Annotated in this window: 1 protein-coding gene; it reads left to right on the top strand. The window is 39.1% G+C overall.

Annotated elements, in window-relative coordinates; translation table 11 throughout:
- The coding region (pucL, locus tag BFA01S_RS21590) for a factor-independent urate hydroxylase (protein WP_066235706.1) at positions 1-703 on the top strand (703 nt) is incomplete at its 3' end.

Below are 703 nucleotides of genomic sequence, written 5' to 3'. Positions count from 1 at the left end.
ATGGCAGAAAGAACAATGTTTTATGGTAAAGGCGACGTATACGTATTCAGAACTTATGCAAACCCATTAAAAGGTTTAAAACAAATTCCAGAATCAAACTTCACTGAAAAGCACAACACAATTTTCGGTATGAACGCTAAAGTAGCACTTAAAGGTGAGCAACTTTTAACTTCTTTCACAGAAGGAGACAACAGCTTAGTAGTTGCTACTGACTCAATGAAAAACTTCATCCAACGTCATGCAGCATCATACGAAGGAGCTACATTAGAAGGTTTCTTACAATATGTGTGTGAAGCATTCTTAGCTAAATACTCTCATTTAGATGCAGTAAGATTAGAAGCAAAAGAATATGCATTCGACGACATTCAAGTTGGAACAGACAAAGGTGTTGTAACAAGTGATTTAGTATTCCGTAAATCACGTAACGAGTATGCAACTGCAACTGTTGAAGTAGCACGTACTGCTAGCGGAACAGAAGTTGTTGAGCAAGCAAGTGGAATTGCTGACATCCAACTTATCAAAGTAAGCGGAAGCTCATTCTACGGCTACATCATTGACGAGTACACAACATTAGCAGAAGCTACAGACCGTCCATTATACATCTTCTTAAACATCGGTTGGGCATATGAAAACCAAGACGATGCTAAAGGTGACAACCCAGCTAACTATGTTGCAGCTGAACAAGTTCGTGACATCGCAGCTT

Origin of the sequence: Metabacillus fastidiosus NBRC 101226 (assembly GCF_001591625.1) — a bacterium.
Lineage (GTDB): Bacteria > Bacillota > Bacilli > Bacillales > Bacillaceae > Metabacillus > Metabacillus fastidiosus.
Note: the sequence above shows the minus strand (reverse complement) of the source record. Positions and strands in the feature narration are given on the sequence as shown.